The 25,011-nt window shown below is 42.8% G+C and carries 24 protein-coding genes, 1 tRNA gene and 2 pseudogenes; 11 read left to right on the top strand and 16 right to left on the bottom strand.

Annotated features, from left to right (window positions below; translation table 11 throughout):
* The 7 genes from JMW90_RS02315 to JMW90_RS02285 all read left to right on the top strand — a co-directional run.
* On the top strand, positions 1–281 hold a 281-nt coding region (locus tag JMW90_RS02315), incomplete at its 5' end, for a cytochrome c-type biogenesis protein CcmH (protein WP_201561480.1).
* Positions 278–1,558, top strand: a complete 1,281-nt coding sequence (gene ccmI / locus JMW90_RS02310; RefSeq protein ID WP_201561479.1) for a c-type cytochrome biogenesis protein CcmI — start codon at positions 278–280, stop codon at positions 1,556–1,558. The genes JMW90_RS02315 and ccmI, both read left to right, overlap by 4 nt.
* A gap of 141 nt (positions 1,559–1,699) precedes the next feature.
* Positions 1,700–2,407: a signal peptidase II gene (gene lspA / locus JMW90_RS02305; RefSeq protein ID WP_057758795.1), complete on the top strand. Its 708-nt coding sequence runs from the start codon at positions 1,700–1,702 to the stop codon at positions 2,405–2,407.
* A 565-nt stretch (positions 2,408–2,972) separates the two neighbouring features.
* Positions 2,973–3,542: a hypothetical protein gene (locus JMW90_RS02300; protein WP_201561478.1), complete on the top strand. Its 570-nt coding sequence runs from the start codon at positions 2,973–2,975 to the stop codon at positions 3,540–3,542.
* Positions 3,543–3,745: 203 nt separating this feature from the next.
* A complete protein-coding gene (locus tag JMW90_RS02295; protein ID WP_201561477.1) occupies positions 3,746–5,335 on the top strand; it encodes a Dyp-type peroxidase in 1,590 nt (529 codons plus the stop codon).
* An 81-nt stretch (positions 5,336–5,416) separates the two neighbouring features.
* Positions 5,417–6,571: a catalase family protein gene (locus tag JMW90_RS02290; RefSeq protein ID WP_004732681.1), complete on the top strand. Its 1,155-nt coding sequence runs from the start codon at positions 5,417–5,419 to the stop codon at positions 6,569–6,571.
* 251 nt (positions 6,572–6,822) lie between these two features.
* Positions 6,823–8,658 (top strand): 3-hydroxyacyl-CoA dehydrogenase, encoded by a 1,836-nt coding sequence (locus JMW90_RS02285; RefSeq protein WP_201561476.1) that lies wholly within the window; start codon positions 6,823–6,825, stop codon positions 8,656–8,658.
* Between the two features lie 39 nt (positions 8,659–8,697).
* Here the strand turns inward: JMW90_RS02285 and JMW90_RS02280 are convergent.
* The 10 genes and pseudogenes from JMW90_RS02280 to JMW90_RS02235 all read right to left on the bottom strand — a co-directional run.
* Positions 8,698–9,192 (bottom strand): annotated as a pseudogene (locus JMW90_RS02280) (HlyD family secretion protein); the annotation flags it as partial.
* Positions 9,193–9,319: 127 nt separating this feature from the next.
* Positions 9,320–9,910, bottom strand: a complete 591-nt coding sequence (locus JMW90_RS02275; protein ID WP_144296423.1) for a recombinase family protein — start codon at positions 9,908–9,910, stop codon at positions 9,320–9,322.
* 301 nt (positions 9,911–10,211) lie between these two features.
* Entirely contained in the window at positions 10,212–10,913 is a 702-nt protein-coding gene (locus JMW90_RS02270; RefSeq protein ID WP_011959977.1) for a VIT1/CCC1 transporter family protein, read from the bottom strand.
* An 81-nt stretch (positions 10,914–10,994) separates the two neighbouring features.
* Positions 10,995–11,678 carry a ferric reductase-like transmembrane domain-containing protein gene (locus JMW90_RS02265; protein WP_011959976.1) on the bottom strand — a complete coding sequence of 228 codons (684 nt, stop codon included), beginning with the start codon at positions 11,676–11,678 and terminating at the stop codon, positions 10,995–10,997.
* Positions 11,679–11,741: 63 nt separating this feature from the next.
* Positions 11,742–12,824, bottom strand: coding sequence for an FAD:protein FMN transferase (locus JMW90_RS02260; RefSeq protein ID WP_011959975.1), 1,083 nt, complete (start codon positions 12,822–12,824; stop codon positions 11,742–11,744).
* 55 nt (positions 12,825–12,879) lie between these two features.
* Entirely contained in the window at positions 12,880–13,194 is a 315-nt protein-coding gene (locus tag JMW90_RS02255; RefSeq protein WP_020444569.1) for a hypothetical protein, read from the bottom strand.
* A complete protein-coding gene (locus tag JMW90_RS14135) occupies positions 13,187–13,777 on the bottom strand; it encodes a PepSY domain-containing protein (RefSeq protein WP_011959973.1) in 591 nt (196 codons plus the stop codon). Before JMW90_RS14135 ends, JMW90_RS02255 begins: the two co-directional genes overlap by 8 nt.
* A gap of 99 nt (positions 13,778–13,876) precedes the next feature.
* The gene (locus JMW90_RS02245; protein WP_011959972.1) at positions 13,877–15,340 is read right to left on the bottom strand and encodes an ATP-binding protein; all 1,464 of its coding nucleotides are present in this window, start codon (positions 15,338–15,340) and stop codon (positions 13,877–13,879) included.
* Between the two features lie 64 nt (positions 15,341–15,404).
* Positions 15,405–16,079, bottom strand: a complete 675-nt coding sequence (locus tag JMW90_RS02240) for a response regulator (RefSeq protein WP_020444568.1) — start codon at positions 16,077–16,079, stop codon at positions 15,405–15,407.
* A 19-nt stretch (positions 16,080–16,098) separates the two neighbouring features.
* Positions 16,099–16,704: a cytochrome b/b6 domain-containing protein gene (locus JMW90_RS02235; RefSeq protein ID WP_020444589.1), complete on the bottom strand. Its 606-nt coding sequence runs from the start codon at positions 16,702–16,704 to the stop codon at positions 16,099–16,101.
* Between the two features lie 320 nt (positions 16,705–17,024).
* Between JMW90_RS02235 and JMW90_RS02230 the strand changes: the two genes are divergently transcribed.
* Positions 17,025–18,284, top strand: a complete 1,260-nt coding sequence (locus tag JMW90_RS02230) for a ferredoxin reductase family protein (RefSeq protein WP_020444588.1) — start codon at positions 17,025–17,027, stop codon at positions 18,282–18,284.
* A gap of 383 nt (positions 18,285–18,667) precedes the next feature.
* Here the strand turns inward: JMW90_RS02230 and JMW90_RS02225 are convergent, their stop codons facing one another.
* On the bottom strand, positions 18,668–18,934 hold the full coding sequence (locus JMW90_RS02225; protein ID WP_011959968.1) for a serpin family protein: 267 nt from the start codon (positions 18,932–18,934) through the stop codon (positions 18,668–18,670).
* A gap of 63 nt (positions 18,935–18,997) precedes the next feature.
* Between JMW90_RS02225 and JMW90_RS14040 the strand changes: the two are divergent.
* Positions 18,998–19,099: pseudogene (locus JMW90_RS14040) on the top strand (transposase); the annotation flags it as partial.
* A gap of 788 nt (positions 19,100–19,887) precedes the next feature.
* Here the strand turns inward: JMW90_RS14040 and JMW90_RS02215 are convergent.
* The 3 genes from JMW90_RS02215 to JMW90_RS02205 are packed head-to-tail and all read right to left on the bottom strand — an operon-like array spanning position 19,888 to position 21,598.
* Positions 19,888–20,178 carry a hypothetical protein gene (locus JMW90_RS02215; RefSeq protein WP_102076905.1) on the bottom strand — a complete coding sequence of 97 codons (291 nt, stop codon included), beginning with the start codon at positions 20,176–20,178 and terminating at the stop codon, positions 19,888–19,890.
* Positions 20,175–21,371 carry a site-specific integrase gene (locus JMW90_RS02210; RefSeq protein WP_201561490.1) on the bottom strand — a complete coding sequence of 399 codons (1,197 nt, stop codon included), beginning with the start codon at positions 21,369–21,371 and terminating at the stop codon, positions 20,175–20,177. The genes JMW90_RS02215 and JMW90_RS02210 overlap by 4 nt, the downstream gene beginning before the upstream one ends.
* An 11-nt stretch (positions 21,372–21,382) precedes the next feature.
* Positions 21,383–21,598, bottom strand: a complete 216-nt coding sequence (locus tag JMW90_RS02205; RefSeq protein WP_011959964.1) for a hypothetical protein — start codon at positions 21,596–21,598, stop codon at positions 21,383–21,385.
* Between the two features lie 149 nt (positions 21,599–21,747).
* Between JMW90_RS02205 and JMW90_RS02200 the strand changes: the two genes are divergently transcribed.
* On the top strand, positions 21,748–21,972 hold the full coding sequence (locus JMW90_RS02200) for a helix-turn-helix domain-containing protein (protein WP_041773282.1): 225 nt from the start codon (positions 21,748–21,750) through the stop codon (positions 21,970–21,972).
* Positions 21,973–22,202: 230 nt separating this feature from the next.
* Here JMW90_RS02200 and JMW90_RS02195 read toward each other — a convergent pair.
* Positions 22,203–22,279, bottom strand: a tRNA-Val gene (locus tag JMW90_RS02195).
* A 306-nt stretch (positions 22,280–22,585) separates the two neighbouring features.
* Between JMW90_RS02195 and JMW90_RS02190 the strand changes: the two genes are divergently transcribed.
* Positions 22,586–23,563 (top strand): glutathione S-transferase family protein, encoded by a 978-nt coding sequence (locus JMW90_RS02190; protein ID WP_201561489.1) that lies wholly within the window; start codon positions 22,586–22,588, stop codon positions 23,561–23,563.
* A 115-nt stretch (positions 23,564–23,678) separates the two neighbouring features.
* Here JMW90_RS02190 and hemB read toward each other — a convergent pair whose 3' ends face one another.
* The gene (gene hemB, locus JMW90_RS02185; RefSeq protein WP_201561475.1) at positions 23,679–24,686 is read right to left on the bottom strand and encodes a porphobilinogen synthase; all 1,008 of its coding nucleotides are present in this window, start codon (positions 24,684–24,686) and stop codon (positions 23,679–23,681) included.
* Positions 24,687–25,011: the final 325 nt, after the last annotated feature.

Genomic DNA, 25,011 nt, shown 5'->3' with positions numbered 1-25,011 from the left:
ATTATATGCAGGATCGTTATGGCGATTTTATCAGCTACAAGCCGCCTGTACGTCCATCGACATGGATTTTATGGTTTTTTCCGCCATTGCTACTGATCGTATTATTGATAGGGTGGTTTTGGCAAAGTAAACGCCGCCAAGTTGTCGCCCGTGGCCAAAACGGCGTTACAGTGAACAGTACTGCTGCCTTGACCTCTGCGGAAAAGGCTGAGCTTGATCGTCTATTATCGCAAGCTGAGAATGTCGACCACGATATTACTAGCATAGAGGACAAAAAATGACTCTATTTTCTACTTTTGGCTTATTTGTAGCTCTAAGCTTGCTGATTGCTCTTATATTTGCGCTAATTGCTATTATGCCATGGCTACGAGCACCGCGTTTGCAGTCCAAACCAATAGACAATCAACTGCTAGATATTAATGTTGCAGTATTTCGCGAACGTTTAGCTGAGCTACAAACAGATAAAGACAGCGGTACTATTAATAATAGCCATTATCAAAATCAAAAGCTGGAACTGGAGCGTCAGCTATTGGATGCCCAGCGTGAAGTCACGCCGATGGTCACCCCTGGTATCAAAAGCCGCTTGATCCTCATGGTTTGGGTGCCTGTATTGGCTGCGCTGGCGTATCTGATGGTGGGTGACCGAACGCCTGTGTTTGATCTGTGGACGGCCGAAGACAAAGTAGGACAAGTGGCTGATGACCTATTGACGGCTAAGATTGATAAGCCACCTGTATGGGCAATCGAAAACGGCCAGCAGCTTATCAGCGCGATGCAGACCAACGTTTATCGTCATGCCGATGATCCTGATCGCTGGATGCGTTTGTCAGAGCTGTTTTTATCGCTTGAAGCTACCGACTCAGCGATTGAAGCTTTGTCACGCGCTTACCGTCTGTCACCAGACAATGAAGAGATTGCGACCACTTATGCGCAGATTAGCTTTTTTGCCAATAAAGGTCAGCTTGATGCCAGTAGCCGCCGTGTATTACAAGATGTCCTTGCCAAAAATCCACAGCATGAAGGTGCGCAGATGCTAATGGCAATGGGTGAGGCACGTGGTAGTAACTTTGCCCAAGCGCAAGGTTGGATTAAACGCTTACAAGGCAGCATTGTGGCCAAACCAGGTGATCATACTAAAGCTTTAGCAAGCTTAGATGAGTTAAGCAACTACGTTAGCACGCAAGAAAAGCAAGCGCTAGAAGGTATTGACGTGACAGTGAAAATTAACGCTAATTTATTACCGTTAGTGAAAGCTGATGATGTGTTGTTTGTAGCGATACGTGATGTGAAAGGGGGCCCTCCGTTTGCCGCCAAACGTTTACCCATTAGTATTATCAAGCAAGGTGAGGCTAGTATCCGCTTAAGCAATCTTGATGCGATGATGCCAGATCGCACGTTAAATTCAGCTCGTAGTGACAAAACTCAGTTAGCAGTCGTTGCTCGTATTAGTCATAGCGGTAATGCCATAGCAGAATCAGGCGACTTATCGGGTAATCCTATAATGATTAGCGTTGAACAGACTCAGGTTAATGTTGAAATCAATCAACAGATTCCCTAATAAAAAATTATTACCGTAAGTTTCATAATACCAGAGCGGTAAGTGGAGCCGTTTATGAAAGTGGCGCGATTAATAATCGTATACCAAAAACATATATGTTTAACATTGTTCATTGTATAAACATAGATAAAGGAAACAACTATGACTGAATCTACCGACAGATTAGATAGTACTAAATTGAATAGCGTTGAATCGGCTAGTACTAATATTGCTGACAAGAAGGTACCTATAGCTGTGAGTAGTACTCATCAATCGATTGACTCTAAAACCATAAATCATACGCCTAAAGCTATGTACGTGACTTCAGGCAACTCAATAACACCTAAAGATAAGTTGGACAAAATACCAAAAATGGTTGCCAATGGCAGTCGCGCTTTTATCTGGTATTTGTTGGCGATAATGGTATTAATACTTGATCAATGGACTAAGTGGTTGGCCCAAACCACATTAGCGTTCAATGACCCCGTACCGGTCATTGAACCATTTCTCAACTGGACACTCGCTTATAACTATGGGGCAGCATTTAGCTTTTTAGCCAACGCTGGCGGTTGGCAGAAATGGTTTTTCTCAGGCGTAGCTTTTGTAATGGCTATCTTTTTAACGGTTTATTTAATCAAAGCGCCACGTGCAGCCAAGCTATTATCTATGGGGTTGGCCTTAATGCTTGGTGGTGCGATTGGCAACTTAATCGATCGTTTAAGAATTGGTAAAGTGGTTGACTTTATCCATGTGCATTATGCTGATGTCTGGAATTATCCTCTTTTCAATGTTGCAGATATAGGTGTCTGTGTCGGTGTCGCATTGATTATAATTGACATGATATTTTTAGAAAGTAAGCGTAATAAATAAGCACATTGATGCCGATTATCACAAACAAAATGAACTAGCGTCGTATTCACTCTATACGGAAAAATACTTTTTATACTTGAGTATGTTTATAAAATGTGAACTGGAAGGTAATGTATGACTGGTATAGGTACTCACTCATTTTAGGTCTTAAAACTCAATACTTAAAAGCTCTGCGTAGAGCCATTATTATAGAGACATTGAATAATCCATAAATTCTTTATTGATAATAACAAAAGGAAAATACAGTGTCACAGACTCAGCCAACTATTGAAAAAATTCACAGCCTTAGAAAAAAAACAAGAGACAGCGTTAAAAAGTCTTACCCTTATATAGTCGATACACTCTAAAAATGTCATAGCACTACTGGGATGAATTTTGCGCAGCCTCTGGGAACGCAGCACGCAAGTAAAATTTATACCAGTAGCGCGTTTAAATCCATAACATTTTTACATTCAGCTGACTATATAATAAAAAAGATTTAAATTTTAAATCACAAAACAATGGGATAAATAAATTTAAATCATGCACTTCAATTAATGATCAACTAACTATAAGGGCAATAAATATGACAACTGAAAACAATGAAAAACTTTCTTTATTAGACGATGTGGCATTAAAAGCCCAAATGCTCATGGCAAATCTAAAAGAGGGCGCTAATGATGGCTATGACCATTCTGTCACCAGTGCCGGTGAAAAGGGTTTAAAATCAGGCAAAGTGTCTGAACTCACCGCCATCGCCCCCTTGACCAAATATGGGGCAGCTCGTATCAAGCGAATTTTGGAAATTACCAAAGGCAATCTTGCAGGGGCGACCAATGTAGGCACCTTGCATGATTTGCGGTTGGTGTTTTTAGACAATGATACTAAGCTACTGTTTTGTACCGCCTATGATGGCGATTGGGATGCTTACATCAACGACTTTGCTACCAAAATTCCAGAACTCATGGATTTGCTTTTTGGCAATGTAGAGGGTTGGCCTGGGATTAAAAGCCCGACTGTCAAGCAATTTATCCTTGACCATCAGATTACCGCTACCGGTTGGTATGTAGGTGTACCGCATCTGACGGTTCGTGATATTGCGCGTAATGACAAAATCGTGCGTGGCATTAATAAAGCCATTGAACAAGCCCAATAAGCCCGCTTAGAACCTGTATTCACCATATCACGTTTATCAGCGTACTATTCTAACCGTACTCTGAACGGGCAAGCTTTAGGTTAAAATTTCGATACAAAAGCGATTTGTTCAGTGATTTTACCATAAGCAAGCGATATTTAGCGTGGTGTATGGTGAACAAGCTTTCAGCATCAAATTTTTAAGATTCTCTGCTAGGAACGACCATGAATAACGACAACCCAGCGAATGAAAGCCTACTTGGCAAATTAAAAACCCATCTACAAGATGGTATCGAGCATGGCATAGAGGCCGTTAAAGACAAACTTGAACACAGCGATACACCCGCTGAAAAAGGCAGTTTCAAAGAACGGGTACACGAAGCCAAACAAAAAATCGGCACGCAGCTGCACAGCGTCATGACACGGGCAACGAACGCTATCTATCCCAATATCGCCACGATGGAGCTTGAGGATATTCAAGCTATTATTTTGCATGACCGCCCTGCGCCTTACTACGGCACGCTTGTCGCGCTAAAAGTCAATGACAGCAACGCGGGTCGTGAATTATTAAAAGCGGTATTACCAAACGTCAAAGGCTCAAAAAATTTCCAAAAAGATATGGATGCCAATTTGACCATTGTGATGACGTATAAGGGGCTAAAAGCTTTAGGCTTACCGCAAAGCTCGCTTGATTCTTTCCCAGAAAATTTCAAAGCAGGTATGGCAGGCCGCTCCGATATCTTGGGTGACAAAGGTGACAATGACCCTAGCAACTGGCTTGCGCCATTTGGTGATAAAGGCGATATTCATATTTGCGGCGCGGTGATTGCCAATAGCCAAGAAAAATGGCAAGCCAAACTTGCCGAACTTAAACAGGCGTTTGCCCCTTATCTAGATACCAGCCGTAACGCGATCGAAATCTTGGTGGAACATGATTTTGGCGTAGATGGTGAGGTCAAAAACGTGTTTGGTTATCGCGATGGCATCAGTAACCCAGAAGTGGATGGCAGTGGTATCACCCTTGAAAATAACACCGAACGCCCGATTGCGGCAGGTGAATTTGTGTTAGGTTATAAAGGTGAGGCGGGCGTGGTACCCCCCATGCCACAACCAGAAGTATTGGGTAAAAACGGCTCATTTATGGTACTGCGAAAATACCGCAGTAATGTGGCTGACTTTCACCACTATTGCCTTGAACAAAGCGACAATGATCCCGCTAAAGCCGATAAACTGGGGGCAAAAATGTTCGGTCGCTGGCGTTCGGGTGCCCCCATCACCCTAAGCCCAGACCATGATGATGAAGCCCTCGGTAAAGACAATGTAGCAAACAATAAATTTGACTACACGGACGATCCCTATGGCAAAGGCTGCCCATTTGGTGCCCATGCTCGCCGTATGAACCCCCGCAATACCAAAGATTTTATTCTAAGCGATGTGCGTCTTCACCGTATCATCCGCCGTAGCGTTTCGTATGGCGATATCGTGCCGCCCAACGTGACCCAAGACGATGGTCAAGAACGGGGTTTATTTTTTATCGGTATCAACGCGCATGCCATGGACACGCTGGAGTTTTTGCAAAGCCAATGGATTAATGACGGTAACTTTATGAACCTTGGGGAAGAGCGTGACCCAATGCTAGGCGTACACGCAGGTAGTGGCGCTGATAGCGATGTGTTCACCGTACCCGATGAGCCAATTCGTAAGCGTCATACCAATATTTTGCAATTTAATACCCTACAAGGCGGTGAATATCTTTTTGTACCGAGCTTGTCGGCACTTAAATGGATTAGTGAGCTTAACGAAAATTCATATTAGTGTAAAACTAAATAAAGAAAGGTTAGGCGTTTTAGTACACTTAACCTTATAAAATAATGAAAATAACAAAGGACAATCATCATGTTAAATAAATTATTCGGTGGTCGTTATGCCAAGTTTGACCCAGCCATCGACCAGCTTACGAGCGACGATGAAAAAGCCATCGACCAAATCACCGCAGATATTCGTGACTATATCGGCAAATCAGACACGGTTAGCAAAATCAACTATCACACCCGAGATGCCCATGCCAAAGGCTACTGTGCGTTAAAAGCCAACTTTGAGATTTTACCAAAACTGCCCAAAGAATATGCCCAAGGTATCTATGCCAAACCCGCTCGCCATGAAGCGGTGATTCGTTTTTCTAACGGCTCATCTCGTGTGGCTGCCGACAACAAGTTGGGACTTTCTCAAGGGTTGGCGATTAAAGTCTTTGGTGTCAAAGGCGACAAATTACTGCCAGATGAGCCAGATAGCCCAAACTTTGACTACAATCTGATTAATTTCCCTATTTTCTTTTGTAATACTATCCAAGACTATAGTTATATTTCACGGCTATTTTTACAATTAAATGATTATTTTGCCAAAGGCGCGAAAGGCCAAGCCAAGTTTGCCTTTGACTGGATTACCCAATATGGCAAAAAACTGCCATCCAAAGAATCCCTCAAGACTTTTAGGGCTTTTAGTAAGTTTAAAACCATCAAACCGCAAAATACCTTGTTATACAGTTTTTACTCACAAGGGGCGGTGCGTCATGGCGACTATATGGCAAAAATCCGTGTCGCCCCGACCAAAGCATCACAAGCCAAAATCAAACGCCGTGAGCTAGATGTCAATGCCACCAGCGAGGCGATTCGTCCTCTGATTTTACAAGAAATCCGTGAGCATGATTATGAGTTTGATGTGCAAATCCAGCTATGCCGTAATTTAAAAGACCAACCCATCAATGACTTGACCAAAGAATGGGATGAAAAAGACGCGCCATTTGTGACAGTGGCAAAACTTACCATCCCTTGCCAAGATGTGCCGGATGACGGTAATTTTGACATTATGGAACACTTGTCATTTACCCCGTTTCGCTGTATTGAAGCCAACCGTCCGATTGGTAATTTGCAGCACGCGCGACTGCGTGCCTATCAGACCGCCTCGACCACTCGCCTTCGTTTAAATCATAAAAAACGTGCCGAGCCAATCAATCTAAAACAGGCATTTGATAAAGATTTTTATAACCTTTAAATTTGGCAAAAAACCAGTAGCGGGGCGGTTATGGGGGCATTGTTTGGGGTAAAATTTCACCCATTGGGTAAAAAACTACATCGCCTTTAATCATTCAAAAACCGTTAGCCTGTGACTGGGCCAACGGTTTTTTACCTTTTTACGCCATTAAACTTATTTCATTAAACTTAAGCTATTAAACATAGTGATTAGCAAATACGATAATACCAAAAATAAAGTTGCGTATTTGCCAATCAATCTAGGAGTATTGTATGTCAGAGTCGAATCCTCTTGTTAATTTTACCCATATCACAGTCGCAGGCAGTGGTGTTTTGGGCTATCAAATCGCCGTACAAGCGGCGTTTCATGGTTTTAAAGTCGTTGTGTATGATATCAATGATGAGGTGCTCAATAAAGCCAAAACCAAATTTGCCGATATCGCCAAACGTCATCAGGATGATTTGGGTGAAACAAGCGAACAAGCTAAACAGGCTGAGCAAAACTTGCGCTATAGCTCAGACTTAAGCGCCGCCTTAAAAGACGCAGACCTGTTGATTGAAGCAGTGCCTGAAGATGTCGCCATCAAAAAAGATTTTTATCAAAAAGCCTCAGCAGCCGCACCCGAGAAAACCGTATTTGTCAGTAACTCATCTACCATGTTGCCCAGTGATTTGGTCAAATTTACCGACCGTCCTGCTAAGTTTTTGATGATGCATTTTGCCAATGAGATTTGGAAGCGCAATCTTGCCGAAATTATGTCACATGCCGATACTGACCCTAATGTATTTGATGCGGTGACCGCGTTTGCCAAACAAATTGGCATGGTGCCTATTATCGTCAACAAAGAAACCTCGGGCTATGTACTAAATTCACTACTCAATCCTTGGTTAAATGCAGGGATGCAGCTGTATATCCAAGGCATTGCTGACATTCAAACCATCGACAAAACTTGGATGCTTGGCACAGGCTCGCCGATGGGACCATTTGCTTTTTATGATATGCTGGGGCTGACTACCCCTTACAATATTTACAAGCTCGCTGTGGCTAAGGGCAAACAACAGGACCAAGCGGTCGTTGATATGCTTAAAAAAGAGTACATCGAGCAAAATAAATTGGGCGTACCAACGGGCGAAGGGTTTTATCAATACCCCAATCCCGCCTTTAAAAATCCTGACTTTTTAAAACCACCCAAAGCGGATTTATCCAAAGTACCCTATAAAAATATTACCGTGGCAGGCAGTGGCGTATTGGGCAACCAAATTGCGGTGCAATGTGCGTTTCATGGGTTTAATGTGACTATTTATGATATTAACGATGACGCGATTGCTAAGGCGAAAACCCGCTTTACCGACCTTGCCAATCAGCATCAGCACGACCTAGGTGAAACCGATGCCCAAGTGGCAGCAGCTAGCAAAAATTTAGCTTACACCACTGACTTGAATGAGGCGTTAAAAGATGCAGACCTATTGATTGAAGCGGTGCCAGAAAGCTTAGATATCAAACAAGATTTTTATCAAAAAGCCTCAGCTGCCGCCCCTGCCAAAACCGTGTTTGCCAGTAACTCATCGACGTTATTGCCAAGCGTGTTATCGACCTTTACTAACCGTCCAGAAAAATTCTTGATGCTGCATTTTGCCAATCATATCCATATCCGTAATACGGTGGAGTTGATGGCGGCCCCAAGTTGCGACCCACAAGTCTATGCTGACGTCATCGAATTTGCCAAAGCCATTGCTATGCTACCGATAGCGGTGAAAAAAGAACAATCGGGCTATGTGCTTAATAGCTTATTGATTCCGTTATTGGTAGCGGGGTTAAAACTGTGGGCAAACGGCGTTGCCAACGCCGCAACCATTGATAAAACGTGGATGATAGCCACGGGTTCACCCTTTGGACCGATGGCGATTTTGGATAAAAATGGCATGACAACCAACTACAATATCTTTAATGAACTGGCAAAAACGGACCCTTCTTTGCAGCAGCCCGCTGAAAAGCTCAAAGCAGAACTGGTCGATACCAACAAATTGGGTGAAGCCACGGGTGAAGGGTTCTATCAATATCCTAACCCAGCTTATTTAGCGAAAGATTTTTTAAGCTTAATTCACTAAACTGCGTTTGGCCAAGGAGAATAAAAAAGGGGTAATTTGCTAACTTGACGTATCTACTGTTGCCACTACCGACATGCCGGGTATCAATTCATTCAGACGACTTTGATTGCCATCGATGTCAATGCGTACAGAAATGCGCTGTACCACTTTGGTAAAATTCCCGGTGGCATTGTCGGTTTTAATGACACTAAATTCTGACCCTGTTGCGGGGGAGATGCTTTTGACTACCCCCGTAAATTTTTGTTTGCCTAGGGCATCGACAGTAAACCACGCTTTTTGCCCGATTTTCATTTTATCAATTTGGGTTTCTTTAAAATTGGCAATGACCCACATCGATTTTGGAATGAGATAAACCAACTGCGTGCCTTGTGTCACCAACTGACCGGTACGGATATTGATTTGCCCTAATTTACCTGAGGTCGGGGCGGTGATTAAGCCATACTCTTGGTTGGTATTGGCTTGATTTAGCTGTGCATTGGCGCTTTTAATCTGTGCCACCAAACCAATTTTTGCCACTTCCGCGGTCTGAACCGCCCCGGCTATATTGGAGGCAATTTTTTCGAATCAGAATGTATGATTAGAATCTATAAGATTAATCATTATATGTCTGATCGCATTGTGTCTATAAGAAGGCAAATAAACAATTAAAAAACCTCAGCTATCATCCCTGCTTTAACACCCGATAAACCGTAGCCACCCCAACACCAACCGCCTTAGCAATCTCCTCTTTCGTCATATTGTTTTGACTGGCCAACTCTCTAATACGATTATGTTTCACTGTATTGGCTTTCTTACCTGTGGGCTTATAACCACTATTCGCTAACCCCTGCTTAATACGCTCTCTACGCTTATCGTTATCAAGCTTTGCCATCGTTGCTAACAAGTCGATCAGCATATGGTTAATCACTGCTAGGATCTCACCTGTCATGCCTTTACTTACCGTATGCGTGGTTGGTAGATCGGCCACCACCAATCGCAAGCCCTTGTCTTTGATGCGCTGCTTTAGAATTGCAAAATCATCTTGAGATAGCCTGCTTAATCTGTCCACGCTTTCAACCAGCAGAATATCGCCTTGATCAGCGTCCTTTAATAGCTTAGCTAATACTGGCCTATCGAGCTTTGTACCACTGAAATGCTCAACATACTCAACATGGTTATCATTATAGCTTTGGCTAAAGCTAATCAAGTCAGACAAGGCTCTCTTAGCATCTTGATCCTTAGTGCTGGCTCTCACATAAATACGAACGGTCATAACGCGACCTCTATTACTTAGACTTAATAATTAATGTTCATTGATAATAGCAAGATATTACTATCATTTAATTTTAGAAACAAGTCTAATGATAGCTAAGTTATCGTTTAGAAGTTTTATGTTTTAGGTATAGGCTAATGATAGGAAAAAAGCACAGCAACCAGTCCTATAATTCTAAAGTCTGTTATAGATGGTTCCATATTAACAGTCTATTTTGAGTAGTCTGTTAATATGTTTGAAGGGTGAGATAGCTGGTTCCGCTAAGGTATACCCTTATTTACTGACCAGTTTTATGAGGCCCCTATAATGCTGCCACCCCAAACAACCGACCAATCAATGATGTTGCGACCATAGCGAGCACACCCCATATCACAACTCTAGACGTAGCAGGAATAACAGGGGCACCGCCCAAGCGCGCTGATATTATGCCAAGTAGCGCTAAGCCTACTATCGTTAAAGTCGCGAGTGACCAAACCAGTGTTTGTGCTGGCAAAAGTAAAATACCAATAATCGGTAATATGGCGCCCGCAATGAATGACAATCCAGAAGCAACTGACGCATGAATCGGCTTAGCTTGACTCAGATCTGTCAAACCAATCTCATCTCGGGCATGCGCCTCTAGTGCATCATGCTCAGTCAAAGCTATGGCAACTTGATGCGCTAAGACATGATCCAGTCCACGTTTCTCATAAATTTTGGTGAGCTCAAATAGCTCGCGCTCAGCATTATGAGTCAGTTCATGCAACTCTTTATCCAGATCCGCTTTTTCGGTATCAGCTTGAGACGATACTGAAATATACTCACCAGCTGCCATCGATAGCGCACCTGCGGTTAACGCGGCCATCCCTGTCAATAGCAGTGTTTGACTATTTGCACTTGCTGCAGCGACACCGACTAATAGACTCGCGGTTGAAATCAGTCCATCATTGGCACCAAGTACTGCTGCCCTAAGCCAATGATTGCGATTGCTTAGATGAGCTTCGTCGTGAATAGAATGATGCATAGCATAGATACCCTCAAACGATTTAGACATAAATTAGAATATGTCAGTGTAGCCTATAATGACACACCAATTTCCACATAGTTACCTTGCTTGCTTTAAAGCGATTATTCGATAGGTTATTAGTAAAAAGACTATTGTTTGACTGCCGGCATAAAATAATAACAAAGGCAGCGCGCGACTGTCTGAGCCCACCATAAACACATGAATACTGATGAACATATACGCCATAAAGGTCAAAAAGTGTAGCCAGCGCCATGCTGATTGACCAATATACTGCTTAATATAAAAACTAAACGCACAGATAAATAAGAACCAAAACCCCAACTGCCCCAAGGCCACGCCCACACGCTCAGTCTGAAAACCAAAAGGCATTAGCACCTGCCATAAGTTCAGATTTAAGAAATTATCTGCTAATAAGATACCAGCATGAAACGCGGCAAAGCCTACGGCAATCAGGCTTAGATACTGATGTAAGACAAATACCCGCGCTGCATTAAAGCGCTTGCCTAAACGAGTGCTTAACAACAAGCCAAAAATGACTGCCAACCAAAATAACGTATAAGCGATAACACCGCTTGCCCGTGATAAATACCAAAAGTGTTTATCTGTGCTGGTCAGTAGCTGAGATACCGTCTCTCCCCAAGTTAACGACGCATAACCACCAACTCCGATAGCAATGCTTAACGTTAAGCCAACCCATAGAGCCTGAGTGAGAACATTAGTATTGGAAGCAGTATGACTGCTGGTAGGATGGTCTGTATGCATGACTATGCTCCTATGAATGGCTTTACTTAATGTATTGATATCTAGCGCATGTCGCGTGATAAATTAACTAGCAAGCAGGTTTGGACGCATGGCAGAAGTCACCATCACTTTGTTATCCCTATCTATTAACAACGCCGCAATATGGTGTTTGTTGAGCCACGCCACGGCTGCTTTAACACCAAGAAGCACGCAGTATTTGGCGTATACCTCCGCCGTCATCGCATCTTTCGCCAGTACCGTTGCAGTTAGGACGTCACTTGTTACTGGACGCAAGTCATGCGGATGGATCAAATGATGTTGCCAGCGGCCGTCGTGCAACCAGCGACGATAATCTTGCCCAGATGTGGCGACAGCCCCAGAGCTGAGCTTGAGGATCGCCACATCTTCATCATTGTGAACGTGCTCACTATTGGCAAAATACGGCTTGGCAACAGCCACTCCCCAAGACACCGGTTTATCTGTTGGGTTTTTTGGAACACCAATCGCGATATCCCCACCCATATCGACTAAGCAGGGAATATGCCAGTCATGAACTCGGCTAATATTTTCCGCCAACTGCATGGCGCACCACCCTTTGACATATCCATTCAAATCCAGTGCCATGCCAGCTGGCAGATATACTTGATGTTGTCTGTCAGCTAACTGGCGAAGCTGAATACCTTCTATCTGCTGATTGGCATGGTTAGCACTTGTCGTGTCTTGCACGTTTGTAGGGGTGCTTACGCTAGTAACAGGTAATGATGGCACAGACATTTTGGGCAAGGTCTCAAATGAATGCTTATAGCCTGCGTCCCATAGAGGGTGCAATAACGTTGGTGTTACTAAGCCTTGAGTCTTTGAGACAAAGTGAATGGCACGCTGCAACACCTCAAATAATTCTGAACTCACCTCAGACCATTGGTCGCCACGGTTATTCAGTCTCATAAGCTCACTGCTGTCATCAAAACGACTGAAGATATGTTCCCAGTCAGCTAAGCGCTGCTGAATATCGTTTGTCAAAAAAGCGACTTGTTGGTCTATTCTCATTTGTGAAGGTTGCGCGCTCAGTCTTGTGGTATTTAAGCTAATTTGAATGTGACAACCCATGGCAAACAGTTTAATCGTTGCCAGTTGCGGTGTTGTTTGATTGGACATATTTGTGTGCATTCAAAGCCCTCCCTTGACTAAACATTCAAACTAAATAATCTGTGGTTTTTCTTATTTATTGAGAAGATCGCGTACGAGCGACAACCCTTATTACCTCAACAGGTGCGACTGCATTGACCTGTCGCAATTGATTGATATCAGCGATGGGCGTTGGCGTGACTGCCCTTTCATCAGACTCAGCAACAGCAGTGCTTATAATGGCAGTGCTCACAGGGGCAGTTTTTTGTTCTTGATTGAGTAGTACCAGCCATCCTGCCATAGTACCTGCAATCGAGACCATCATAATGCTGCTTTTAAGAGCGGCAAAAGGATCTGCTTTTTTAGCCGTTTTTTTGACGGCTGGTGTCGAATGTGATTTGGTATTAGTCATCGTATTCCTCCTCATCATGTTGCTGATAGCTCATGGCGATTAGGCGATCATTCTCTTTATAGTATTTTTTATCGTGTGCTTTGCGATGTTTATCCTCTTTACGTTTATCATCATCGTGGTGCTTATCTTCATAATCGTCATCGTCAAATCTCTCAGCACGATAGTCATTGGTCGCAACCGGATTCAGTACAGTGCCGACACTGGCATCAATATAAGTAGCGCCGCTGTCTAATAGCACCTCATAAGCGACGGTGCCGTTATAATTGACGAGCTCGGGTGAAGCCTGCAATACTGAATTGGGCGCGTCTTGCTGCGCAAGCGCAGTTGCTTGCGTGGCTGTGAGTGCCGCCAGAGGTGATGGATTGGCAAATGGGGATTGCGTGAGAGGGTTTGCCACGGCTTTAAAGGACGATAAATCAGAGGATATAGAGGTAATGTCAGTATTTTGACTCATGGCATTCGCAGCTGATAGTGCGTCATCAGCGCTGGGCGACTGGACAGATAAGGCGATAACGCCACCAAAAAACACTAATGAGGTTGCACCAACAGTCAATAATAAGGGTTTTAATAGAGGTAGGCTCATAAGATTGTACTCCGTCTATATTATTAGGGAATACAACTAGCATACGGGGTAAATATTAACTCAACCTTAAGCCCACGCCGATTAATTTTTATCGTTTTATCAGATGCTTGATATCGCTTTTTTATGTCTTATCGTGACGATAAAGCCAGTTTCTGGTTGAGAGCGGTTAGCAAACTCTAACGTCAGACCGTGCAGCTCTGCTATTCGATTGGCAATGGATAGCCCAAGACCGCTACCTAATTGGCTTTGACCTGCTGGGCGATAAAAGCGCTCGCTTAAGCGCGTCAGTTGTTCTGGCTCGACGCCACTGCCATTATCGACCACTCTAATAGCATTGGTGTCGAGCTGAAGTTCAATCAAAGCGCCCTCGGGACAATAGCGAATGGCATTGTCCAACAGGTTACGGATGAGCAGTTTGAATAAAATTGGATTGATAAGGATGGGTAGAATATCAGCAGGATTGTCACAGTTCACAGTGCGTTTTAATTGCATGTGCTTTTCACGAGCCAGCCGATTGACATCACTGAGTACAATATCCGTTAGCATCAACCAATCCGGACTTTCTAATTGCTCAGGAGGTAATTGTTGTTGCGGTTCTATTTTGGCTAAAATCAGCAGTTGATCGACCAAATGAGTGGCCCGCTCAATGCCATTGCTAATGTTTTGGGCATGATAGAATAGCTGATTATCGTCTTCTACGCCAGATAACTGCAATATCTGCTGCTGTAACAAATCAGCTTGTAGCTTTAACGCCGCAAGCGGGCTTCTAAGCTCATGTGAGGCATCGGCGGTAAAGCGCTGCTCACGTGCTAGGGTATCCGCGACTTTTACAAACAAGACATTTAAGGCGCTCACTAACGGTTGGATCTCTTTGGGCACGTCCGCTGTGATGGGGCTATCATCTTGCGGTTGACGCTGTTCAAGCGCACTACTAATCTGAGTTAACGGCATAAACCCCCGCCGGATCAGCCACACCACCAAACCCATAAATGCAAATAGCCCAATCAACATCGGCAGCACTTGCACGGACATGGCATCAGTAATCATCTCTCGGCGAGATTTGAGGTTCTGTCCGACGGCAATGACCCGACCTTCATAGTCATGATCATCATGGACGTAAAATAAACGCCAGCGCTTACTAAAAGGGTTGAGGCGCTGATAGGCAGAATCATGCTCTTCTAAAAACCCATGCTGGTCTGGCAAAAAAGCAAATGATTGACCATTTTCATCAGCCATTAATAGACGGCCTTTTTTATCCCAAATGGCAAAGCCCATATAGTCATCCTCAGCCTCACCAAGATCACCTGATAGCTGCTTACTTTTTAACGCATAGATTTTGGGCGTGTGCTTTTTGTTATCATCCCTTTGCCTATGATGGTCTTTATCGTCCTCTTCTTTGGGGGCGACCCCTATTAAATAACGGGCAACTTGAGTGATTTGGGTGTCATTCATCTCATTGATTTCGTGCCAAAGCTTCCACGCAATAAAGCTTGAGGTAAGCACCCACAGCAAAGGTAAACCAATCAGTAGCGATGTTAATAGCCGTTGCTGAATACTTTTCATAGGCTCACCAAGTAGCAGACAAAGTGGAGGCACCAAAAACAGACCGTTGAATGCCTAACGGTGGTTAATGGTGGTTATGGACTGGATTGAGATAGTAGCCAATACCGCGTTTGGTCAAGATAAAATCATTGCCCAGTTTTTTACGTAAATGATGAATGTGTACTTCAATGGCATTGCTTTCGATATCTTGTTGCCACCCATATAGCTTGTCTTCTAAGCTTGCGCGGCTGTGGATTTGCTTAGGGTGGGTCAGCATTTGCTCTAAGATTGCCACTTCTTTGATGGTTAATTCTACCATTTTGCCTTGATAAGAGACTTGCTGATTCTGAGGCTGATAGGCCACTTCGCCATAACGGACTTCAGGTTGACACCGACCTTGGCTGCGTCTCATCAATGCTTGTAGACGGGCAATCACTTCATCTAATGCAAATGGCTTCACCAAATAATCATCAGCGCCGGCATTGAGTCCTGCCACACGATTGGCAATCGCATCGCGAGCGGTGATAATCAATACTGGCGTATCTATGTGTTTTTCCCGCCAGTTTTTTAGGACGGTCATGCCATCACCTTTTGGCAAGGTCAAATCCAGCAGTACCGCATCAAACATGCCATCTTGCAGCGCCATCTCACCTTGCTTGGCATCACCAAACCAATCCACCATCATGCCATGACTTTTTAAGCCAAGGACAATTCCATCAGCGATGGTGCTGTCGTCTTCTATCAATAATATGCGTGCCATAAGTGCTCCATCGCTTGACTTATTTCATAGTAGTCGGCTTGTCTGTCACCGTTTTTTTGCCCGTTATCATTGATTTAATGAGGTTTTGGCGTTGCCAGTAACTCATGGCAATCGCTGCGATGATATGTAGAGGAACCAGTAGATATAAGCTGTTTGCTAATAACTCATGAATCTCTTCAAGCACCTCTTTATCACCAAACAGCCCTGCTTCCATCAGATAACCGGTTAGTCCTAACCCTATAGTCACAGCCCATAACGATAACATCATCAGTGCGGCCAAGGGGTTATGACCAAGATTCTGCTCATCAACGCGTCGAACGCTTAAATCTGATACATGCCGTTTGAGTCGTTTTGGTGTGGGGAAAAAGCCAGTAAAGCGTGCATAGCGCGTGCCAACCAGACCCCAAAGTAAACGTATGACCACCAGTCCCAAAACGGTATAGCCGACATACTCATGCCACTCACCACCATCTTCGGTAAAAAACAGATTAGCAATAATACCAGCTGCGACTGTCCAATGAGTCACTCTTACTAATAGGTCCCAAACTTTTACTTGCCTCGCTTTAGGCATGTTCGGTACATGTGCAGAAGAGTCGTCCCAATTAATGATGTCTTTTTGGCTCATGGTTGTCACTCCTTAATCATTTGTTTGTTTATTGACAACACCCGCTGCTAAACACTGAAAATCAGCAAGATATCGTAAGCAGACGAGATATCACATCATCTGCCTTATCGCTATTACAACAAACAAATCTTAAGGTGAGCTTAGGACGTTAAAACAGGTAAATCATTGTGCAGCGAACCGGTAGCCTACGTCGTGCCATATACACCACTTAAGAATTATTTAAGAATCAGGCTGTATTATTAGCCATACTTCTCAATAAATACCTACTTGTTAAATCAAGCTTTCTTAACGGCAATAAAATAATTTTTCGGGAGATTCTTATGGCTTTAAAGTCATGGCAAGTGATCGGTAGTGTCGTACTGATCACTTCAATCACTGTACTCATGCAAATTTCCTCTGAAACGTGGATCACATCAGCAACAGTCAGTTTGATAATGGGTGCTTCGGCTTTAGCGTGCATGGCAAGCTCATGCATACTCGCTAGCCGTTGGCACGGTATTGAAAGGCTCTTTGGCGGTCTGGACAGGGTTTATGAAGCGCATAAGTGGATTGCTATATGGGCACTTATTTTCGCTGTCTATCATTTTGTCTTCAAAGCCAAGCTAGACGCTTGGGATCTTGCGCCCATTTTGGAGTTGTCCAAATATTGGACGCGTTTGATGCGTCAACTCAGCCTTGTCGCGTTAGGTCTGATTATACTACTGGCGCTGAATCGCAAAATCCCGTATGGCAACTGGCGTTGGTTGCATAAGTTCTCAGGCCCACTTTTTTTAATCGTTATACTACATTGGCTGAGCTTTGAGTCTCCCATCACACTGACTAGTCCAGCAGGTATTTGGTTAGCACTACTTTGTTCTGTAGGCGTGATTGCAGCATTGTACAAGATGATATTGTACCCATTCATTGCCAAAGCCGGAGAGTATAAGTTAGTCGCTATATCCCAGGGCAAAGCGGCGGTACACTTGGAGTTTGAGCCAGTCCGTAAAGGGTTTCAATTTAAGGCTGGTCAATTTGCCTTTATCTCTCTTAAAGAACCAGGTTTGCACGAGCCGCATCCTTTTACCATAGCTAACGCACCTTCTGATACTGGACACATCCATTTTGTGATTCGAGCATTGGGTGATTATACAAAAAAGCTAAATGAACAAGCCAAAGTGGGTATGTTGGCTGATATTTATGCGCCTCATGGTAATTTTAAACGTATATCAAATGCAGAGCGTGAAATCTGGATTGGTGCCGGAGTAGGAATCTCTCCCTTTATTTCTTGGCAAGAGGATAAAACTATCGGTCATTTTGAACGTGCCACTCTGATATATTGCTTCGATCCTGCGCGTGTTTTTCCAAGTGTTGAGCGTATGCAGGAGATGACAGAACAGTCTGGAGTAGATTTCGTAGCCAACCCAAGTGGCAGTAATGCCATGGCTGAAACCATTCGGCAAGTCGCCAGTGAAGTTAATCCAAAGCAGATTCAGATTAGTTTTTGCGGTCCAAAAGGGCTTTTAGGAAAAGTACAAGAGTTAATGAAAGAAAATGGTATTCCTGCCAAAAATATTCATTATGAGTTTTTTGATTTTCGCTAGAACACGTACAATTTGCCGTGCTTAACACAAACCCAATAAGACAAATGGCACGCTGGCTCAAGTCATAAAGTCATCGGTGCTAGTGCTAAGTAGGCGAACGACAATGGTATACAGATTAATTTAAGTCATCGAACGTTGATCAGGAGCCTGGTGGTTTAAAGGCCGTCTTATACTTAATGGTCTACAGTGACTTAACATGAAATGGATATACCGCCATTTCATGTTAAAAAGGACACTACTGTGTACACGGAGCTACTATAAATAACTAGGAGTGATGATAACAATAGCGTACAACCGAATATTCAAGTCCTCACTAGGGAACCGAACCAGTTAGAGCGCCTGATTGGTTCACAATAGGCATACCCTTATTGAGCTGTTTCCTACTAAAGTTTATTTACCTGCCCTAAGAACAATATAGCATCGGTTTTATTGTCTTTAATCATAAACATAAAGGGATGGTCGGCTGTAATTTCGGCTTTATGAGTCGCCATAACAAGTTGTACACCAATCCCCGTTGCTGCTGCGGCAACCGTGCCTTTTTCGTCAACTTCAACCACCGCTTTATGGATAACAGAATCTACTTTTAACGGTAGCTTGTCATTGAACAAGCTGTAGTTAGCACGACTATCAAAAGCGATGGGCATTCCCATATTGGCCGAGCCTTTCCTAAAAAGTGTGTAACTGCTTATAATCCACTAACAGGAGAATAAGCAATGACTAACCAATCTGACATCAAGAAACTGGCTGAGCAAATGGCTAGCAGCATTAACAGCTTCGATGATATCAAAGACTTTCAGAAGCAACTCATGCAATCCTTATAGATCAAATTATAAATTATGCAAAATTTCTTGAACCAACATGTATTTTATATAGTATATATTATATATATAAAAAATTTTTCTCCTACCAAACCTTACTCTATATACCTTATACATTATTTATATACTATCTACTAGATATAACGCATAGGTGACTTAGAAAACAACTTGCAGCCAACCAAACGCCTTGCCCCCCTTCATCACCGCATAGGTGACTTAGAAAAGCGAGTAAGATTGCAATCATTACCGGCCAAACTTCATCACCGCATAGGTGGCTTAGAAATTAAGCATGTCGCGGGCGGGCTAGTAGCGGGCCTTCACCACCGCATAGGTGGCTTATAATCCTCGAAAATAGACTGATTAAGCACTACACTTTTTACATAGAAGAAAATAATCAACATAAAAAAACCAGACAGCATGGGCCATCTGGTTATCAAATACTCTTGAATATCTATCTACTAACCGTAAGCTGTCCCCCAGAAAAACTGATGCATCCATCACAAAACCAAGATTTATGTTGTCTTGCATGGGGAATATCTGCTGGCACATCTAGTTGATAGGGACGACCGCAATACTCGCAATGTATGTCATCTAAATAAACCTGGCATTTTGCAAGCGTAGCAAACAACTCCTCAGACCTTATATTGTAATCGTAGCAAAGTATCTTTAGGTGATTGATATAGTCATTGGGTGATAAATACGACCAATATTCATGGCACAAACGCTTTGCTACATCATCTAGGCTTGAGTCGAACACAAAGTTAACACTCATGATATTCTCCTCGTTAGTAGCCATAACCAGACTGTGGGAGTAGCTCGTAAAGCTCGCTCTGTAGCTGACTACACATATCTTCAACCACATATCCAAGACTCACATCCAAGCGCTTCTGTACCCATATACGCATCGCCATATGATTGTCAAAGCAAGGCTTAACTCCTAAAAAGCGCGCTAGATTAGAGCCAGGTTGAATACATAGATCATAAATCAGCATATTGGCGATAGTATTTGCATCCTCACTGACATAGCCATTAGGTTTAAACTCGGCAAATAGCTTATCGTAATCAATAATTTTCATTTTGACGTCTCCTTGTCAGTACATGCTTGAGTAATCTGGCTTCGATTTACGAGCGCTTCAAAAGCACTACCATCTTGGCGTGTCATATTTGGTACATAGCGACTATAAGTATTAAATAACATCTTAGTCGTCGAATGGCCCATTTGACTGGCTATCCACTCAGGACTCTCACCTGCCGCCAACCATAAAGTCGCTGCCGTATGGCGTGTTTGATAGGCGTTGCGCTTCTTCAACCGTAAAACTTTAAGTGTGGGATGCCAAATACGCTTATTCACATTGTTATAATCCAATGGCTCACCCGTATGTGAGCAAAACACATAATCCGAACGCCTATAAGAGATTTCTTGTTGCTCTTTCAGCGCCTCATAAACCCATGGAGACATTTGAATGGCGCGATAAGACTCCTGTGTTTTAGGAGGGACAATCTTGCCTTTGACTAACGCCTGCTTAATGACAATCTCACGACGATTGAAATCAACGTTATCCCATGTCAGCCCATCAATCTCACTGGTACGCATACCTGTAAAAAACCGCACCAGATAATAATGGCGATAATCCTCCCTCACGCCATTAATAAACGTCCAAACCTCCTCCAATGTGAGAGGCTGAATATCAGTTTTAGGCTGTTTGAGTGCCTTGATATCATAATAAGGGTTATCAAACTTATAGCGTTTAGCGGCTTCTTTTAGTATCATACCCAAAGGTACCATTATCGAATTGATGCGTGCCGCTGACAGATGTTTGTTAGCTTTTCCGTACGTTACTTTGGCGAGCGATGAACGGAAGGCTAATACATCTGTCTTTTTTATGACATGAATGGCTTTAGTACCAAACTCAGGAAGCAAATACATATCAATAATCTCCTGTATTTTGCGCTTGTAAGTATCGCGCCACTCAATTTCCTTTTCAGAAAACCACAGTGTTGCGAACTGCTTGAAGGAAGGAACGTTGGTATTAATGCATTCCTTACGATCGTTCAAAGCCACCATTTCTGCAGCCTTATCACTTTTCGGAAAGTATTTAGCATAATTAAAAATACCTAACCTAATTTCGGCTTCCATATTCAAAATAATACTTTCAAGCTTTTTACGATTTGCCGGAGTATCTATCAGGTTTGTCGTCTCCCGACAGCGTTTGCCCATATAATAAAAATCGACTATAAGCCTCTTATTTCTGCTTCTAATGCTAGCCATCATATTTCTCCTTATTGCAATGCCATGGCGTTGATGCTACCGGTGATACCAGTACGCATGTCTTTTTCAATTTCTTCCCAAACGTATAAAATCTTGCGACCACCAAAAGGACGTATGTAATGAATGCCTTCAATAAGTACGCTATCCTTAAGCTCATTACGGATCGTGCGCGGATTGTATTTGATACGCTCAGAAAGCTCTTGGGTTGTCAGGTAAGTATGTGACATAATAGATTCCTTGTAAGTTAATTAAGCTACTTTACGAGTCTATCGAACATTAATGTACTTCTATAAAACAACAAAGTACTTCGATACGCTTAATATACCGTTATTTGTTATTCGATACAAGTAATTTTTATGAAATAAAGGTTTTTATTATGATTGTGTCTAATTTGCCAGTTTTATTAGCAGAGCGCAGAATGAAGGTTGCTGATTTGATAAGGATGACAGGCATTAGTAAATCTACAATGCACAAAATCTATAATGAACAGACTTCGCGAATAGATTTTGAAACCATGGATAAGATTTGTGAAGCACTAGATGTGGGTGTGGGTGAATTATTTACTTATATCCCTAACAAGGCATCAGAAGAAGTTAAATAGGTGGTAAAGAAAAGTTTGGAGTAGAGGTCAAATATCGGAGAAGACAAGATAGTGATATTTTAGGTTGGTCACGTTTTAGTCACCATTTGGTCACCGAGCTTTTTTAAGAAAAAAGAATACTGATAAAAATAGAGCAGCTACAACACGAATCAAATAGAAGTTTTGCGCTACAACCCTTATAAAATGGGCATAAAAAAAGCCCCAATCATAAAGATTGGGGCTTTCGAATCTGGTAGGCGTAATCGGATTCGAACCAACGACCTCTACCATGTCAAGGTAGCGCTCTAACCAACTGAGCTATACGCCTATTTAGGTTGAGTATTCTATCAAGTTTCTACTACTTTGCAAGCCTTTTTTCTAATAAACTTCTTTTATTGGCATAATACTGACTATTACACTTTTATAGTGAGCGAATTAGATTTTTTATGTAGTTATATTAAATAGTCAGTAAAATTGGTTTATATTTTATTGTCAACAGAAATACAAAGGCTAATGGCTAGGCAATATATAACTGGTATGATAATTCTCAAAACAGAGTGTTTATTATGATAATGATTTCATAGTATGTATGTGCCGTAAAATTATATCAAAACAGAATATTGAGGAGAGTGGCATGGGGCTATTGGTCGACGGGCAATGGCAAGACAAATGGTATGACACAGCATCTAGCGGTGGACGATTTGAGCGTGAAGACGCCGGTTTTAGAAATTGGGTAACCGTAGACGGTAGCGCAGGTCCAACAGGCGAGAGCGGCTTTAAAGCGGAAGCAAACCGTTATCACTTATATGTCTCTTTGGCGTGTCCATGGGCGAACCGTACGACAATTTTTCGCAAGCTTAAAGGCTTAGAAGACATGATCTCGATATCTGTGGTACATCCATTTATGGGTGGTAAAGGTTGGACGTTTGCAGAGGAGCAAGGCGTTATCGCTGATCCGCTTATTAATGCCAGCTATCTTTACGAAGTCTACACCGCTGCCAAGTCTGACTATACGGGACGAGTGACTGTACCAATACTATGGGATAAAAAAACCAATAGTATCGTCAGCAATGAATCCTCTGAGATTATTCGTATGTTTAACTCAGCTTTTGATGAAGTTGGGGCAGTAGCTGGTGATTTTCTACCAGCTGATTCACTAGTAGAAATTGATGAGATAAATGCGTTTGTTTATGATGCTATCAATAATGGCGTCTATAAAGCTGGTTTTGCAAGCACGCAAGCTGCTTATACAGAAGCGGTAGTTGCGTTATTCGCTGCCCTAGATATGATAGAGGCGCGTTTGGCAGACCAACGTTACTTAATAGGTAGCACGATAACTGAGGCGGATTGGCGCTTGTTCACGACTTTAGTGCGTTTTGATGCGGTTTATGTCGGGCATTTTAAATGTAATATTCGCCGTATCATCGATTATCCGAACCTTTGGGGTTATCTGCGTGATTTGTATCAAGTACCGGGCGTTAGAGACACGATAAATATGGATCATATTAAAGCGCATTATTACACCAGCCACGCAACGATCAATCCTACAGCTATCGTACCCGTTGGTCCTGTTATTGACTTTGATGAGCCGCATGAGCGGGCACATTTATAAAGTGCTATTTGATACAGTGCAGTCTGATTTTTTAGCGTAACGAAATAAAAAACCGTGCCCGAGGCTTAATAGTAGCGGATACGGTTTTTCTATAATAAGTAAAAATAGGCTGAAATTAAGCGTTATTTAGCTGTTTTGCTGCCTCAAGCGCAAAATAGGTCAAGATACCATCAGCGCCAGCACGGCGAAAACCAATGAGTGATTCTAAAATCACCGCATCTGTTAGCCAGCCGTTTTGAATCGCAGCCATATGCATGGCATATTCGCCAGAGACTTGATAAGCAAATGTTGGTACACCAAAGGTATTTTTGACTTCACGAATTAAATCCAAATACGGCTGACCTGGTTTAATCATGACCATGTCAGCGCCCTCGGCTATGTCCATGGCGACTTCATGTAGCGCTTCAGCACGATTACCAAAGTCCATCTGGTACTGCTTTTTATGACCACCTTTTAAGTTGCCAGCACTACCGACCGCATCACGGAATGGACCATAGTAAGCAGAGGCGTATTTTGCTGAATACGCCATGATAGCCGTATTCACAAAACCTTCGGCTTCAAAGGCATCACGCATGGCTTTGATACGACCATCCATCATGTCACTAGGGGAGATGATATCAGCGCCGGCGCGTGCATGGACGAGCGCTTGCTTGACCAATACTTCAACCGTTTCATCATTAATCACATAGCCTGTGTCATCCAGCAAGCCATCTTGACCATGTGATGTATAAGGGTCTAATGCCACATCGGTCATCACAACCATTTCTGGCAGCGCATCTTTTACCGCAGCTACAGCGCGGGCACTTAAGCCATTGGCATCATAAGCGGCTTTACCATCAGGGGTTTTTAGTGAATTATCAATCACTGGAAAAATATCAATGGTCGTGACGCCTTCGCTCAACAAGTCTTTGGCGTGCTTAATGAGCAGATCAATTGATAAGCGCTCAACGCCCGGCATACTAGCGATTGGTTGGCGCTCGTTAGTGCCTTCTAATACAAAAACAGGGGCAATAAAATGCTTAGGATGTAGCTCAACTTCACGAATCATCGCGCGTATATTGTCGTTATAACGCAGGCGACGTAGGCGAGTTTCGGGAAATTGGCGGTTAAAAGTATAAGTCATATTGTTTCCTTATTTGCATTGCAATCACGGTTATTTTTTTAATTACTGAGGTTTTTAAAAAGCTATGTCACATAATGTCAATATAGTTAATCCACTTTTAAAAGGGTACAGAACTACTGGGGTTAATTATTCGCAGCCTCTGTCTGTATAGGCACAGCAAGCAAGAAAAATTAACCCCAGTAGTGATTGATAACATTCGTATTTCTTTTATTTAGGACTGACTATACTATACCCAATACCAGCTATGAAAAGCAAAAGCACTATCAAAAGCAAAAAGCCCTACCGACTTACTATAATGAGTCGGTAGGGCTGATTATACTTATCG

Origin of the sequence: Psychrobacter glacincola (assembly GCF_904846215.1) — a bacterium.
GTDB classification, from domain to species: Bacteria; Pseudomonadota; Gammaproteobacteria; order Pseudomonadales; family Moraxellaceae; genus Psychrobacter; species Psychrobacter glacincola.
This window is presented reverse-complemented; position numbering and strand designations above follow the sequence as displayed.